Source organism: Mesorhizobium sp. WSM4829 (assembly GCF_055811475.1).
Genome location: NZ_JBVVQJ010000095.1, coordinates 1 through 2,878, shown reverse-complemented (window position 1 = coordinate 2,878; position 2,878 = coordinate 1). Strand labels below are relative to the sequence as shown.

General features: G+C 57.8%; 1 protein-coding gene and 1 pseudogene. One reads left to right on the top strand and one right to left on the bottom strand.

The genetic code is table 11. The annotated features are described in order from the left end of the window. Positions 1-717: 717 nt before the first annotated feature. Positions 718-1,208 (top strand): annotated as a pseudogene (locus AC0L17_RS34245) (transposase); the annotation flags it as partial. Between the two features lie 974 nt (positions 1,209-2,182). Here the strand turns inward: AC0L17_RS34245 and AC0L17_RS34240 are convergent. Then, positions 2,183-2,734 (bottom strand): CoA-binding protein, encoded by a 552-nt coding sequence (locus AC0L17_RS34240; protein ID WP_473518954.1) that lies wholly within the window; start codon positions 2,732-2,734, stop codon positions 2,183-2,185. Between the last annotated feature and the right edge of the window lie 144 nt (positions 2,735-2,878).

Below are 2,878 nucleotides of genomic sequence, written 5' to 3'. Positions count from 1 at the left end.
CTGGACGCTACCCCCCCCATGCGGGAAGCAAATTAGCCGATACGACGGCTCAAGTGAACTCTTTACAACGTTAAGCAGTACTTTGGCCTTGCCAGGGATTTGTTCCATCTGTCAAAACACTCCCACAAATATTTCGCTTTAAGCTGCCACTTTTAATCTGTGCGTCACTTATCATATAGACTTCGAGCCGATGTATATATCTATCCTGAGACTTCTCGCATTAGATAGTTGCCGATTCGGCCTAATCTATCGGCAGACAACATAACAGCGGTAAGCAAATGCAGGAAGTCAATGTTTGTTAAATTTTACTAGAGGTTTTGTTAACTAATTTATATATGTATTATGAATTTACACGACATGTAGTATCTCTTCGACATTTTGATATGACATCGGCACGAGCGCGCTCCTTTTCGAGACGAGGGCTCACGCTGACGCCGCTCTTGCCGCCGACGACGAAACTCGCTGTCGTGACGGCAGGCTCTCGAGTTTTTAGAGATTTGGTGAGTTACTTGCGCATGGCATTCGTTATGTTCGTCTTTAAGATCCCTCCCTCATGGCGAGGGCATCATGCCGGAATGCGACTTCACGGTAACATTTTAGGGGCAACGAAGCCGCGCGGTAACAATCTCCGTGAGGCAATGCGAGAACGATCTCGGCAGCGATCGAGGTAGCCTCTGCCGCACGCGGTTCCTGATATCCAGAATCGCCGGACGCCTACGGCTTCACCTGTTGCGTGAACAAATCCACGAGATCGAACAGGAACGGCTGCGGCAGCTCTCGGCGGTTCTGGACACGGAGAAGGGTCCGCTCGCGATGGTTCGCCTTCTTGCGCAGATCATCGGTATCGAGACTGCGGACATGCTGGTGAACGAGATTCTCTCACGCGGCCTGCGCGATCGGAGAGCCGTCGCCCGCTATGCGGGACTTACCGGGGCGCCGGATGAGAGCGGCCAACGCAGGCGCGAGAAAGGTCTTGCGCGGGCCGGCAACGCTCGCGTCCGCTACGGCATGATCCTGTTGGCTTGGCGGTTCCTCCAATTCCAAAAGGACAGCGCGCTGGCGCACTGGTTTGCGCGAGAACGGCCGAAAGCCGTGGCGGTCCGCGCAAGACAATGATCGTGGCTTTGGCGCGCAAGCTACTGATTGCATTCTGGCGACTTGTCACGACCGGCGAGATCCCGACGGGAGTAGCCCTGCGTCCGGAATAAAGCATGGAGGAGCGTTCGACAGGACGAGCATTGAAGTTTGGCAGCTGCAATAGCGTCTGCCGATAACGATCCGAGGTGGTGGTGATCCCGGTCGCTCACATGGCTTACGACGCCGCGCTGAATGGGCCCACTGCCCGGAGCTTCGCCGCCGATGCGTATGGCTGCATCATGGTTTTTGATCCGTGGGGATCATCCGCATACAAGCTTGCGGCGCAGTTACGGCGCCTGATGGCGAGCTCCACTCGGTTTGCAAGTTGTAGACCTCTACGACCAGGCACCTGCCGGCTCAATGTAACGCTGCCGCCGTGCTCGTGACCATCAAGGGCAAGTCGCCAAAGCAGGAACAAATGGGCGCCACAGCTGAACAAGGAGACGGAACGACTGAAAGATCACGTTGACAAAGATTACCCCATACAAGCGAGCGAGAGATCATAGAGCTTTTCGCTGCGGGCCAAGCCAGCGAAGCTGGAGCCCCGAATATTTGCCGAGCTGATGGCTGTTCTGAAGTGATCATGCCGTAAATGGGCGATATCATCTTAACTTGCGTCCGGGACGCCGGAGGCGTTCTGCCTTGCGGATGGATCTCAGGCCATGGCTCCCCCCACAGCTTTCCACTCCGCGATCGCTTGGATGCTGACCTGATGTGGTGGACGGCCACCGCTCCCACATACAACGTCGTCGCAGTCGCCCTGGCGAACAAAATGGCGCGGGTGGTTGGGCGCTACGTCCGGCCGACGCTTTGAGGCTTCGGCCGCCGTTTGAGCAGCCGAGAAGGATGCGCAGATTGGTGAGTGCTGATGGTGTGATGACGCACGGTCGAGCCGGTATCGGACAAACCCGCTCAGTGGGTGCCGCATAAAAAGCGCGTTGACCTGTCTGGGAGCCGATCAGCGGACTCATCAGGGCCAGCGGCATCAACAGGCCGCACTCAAAGGCCGAATACATGCCTGCACCCGACCAATCTGTCAGCAACGTCAGAAAGCCCTTGCCATGCGCAGGCCGTCCATACATGCCACTGAACTGTCATCCAGCGGCTGATTAGAGCCTCGGCCGTTTTGCTCCGACGCCGGACAAGAAAGGCCACGCCTTTGGCTCGCCAGGTTAGCGCCGATGCTACCCAACTGCGTGACGATGCCGGCGCTACGCGCTCCCGGCGCTAGTCTCATGCCTCCATGATTGTCCACCCACAACAAAACGCCGTCGGCGTAGTTGACCATCCCATGGCAATTGTGGCCAATGATCGGCATGTCGCCTGCGGCGGCAACGAGCTCGGCCTGAAGACGCTCCCCGACCTGGTCATGGAAGGCGGTTTCCCGAAAGCCGGCTGCATAGCATAATGCCCCTCCCGCGCCGCGCTCTGCCAGCGCACCGACCACCTCAATCGTCAGATGCCTGTTAACTGCTACGAAGGCGGCATTCGGTACGCCAGGCAGATCCGCCACCGAGCGGTAGGCTCTGACCCCGGCGACTTCGTCCTTCTCAGGGTGCACCGGCCAGACATCGCCAGAATAGCCCACCGCGCTCATGTAGCGGGCGAGTGTTTTCGCGTATTGCTTCCCAAAGCGATGGACTTTGGACGAAGAAGGCGACTCAGCCTATTCATCACGCGGCGCAGTCGCAACGAAGGCAGGCACCGCAGCGGCGAAAGCGTCGTGCCAAGCATGGAGACG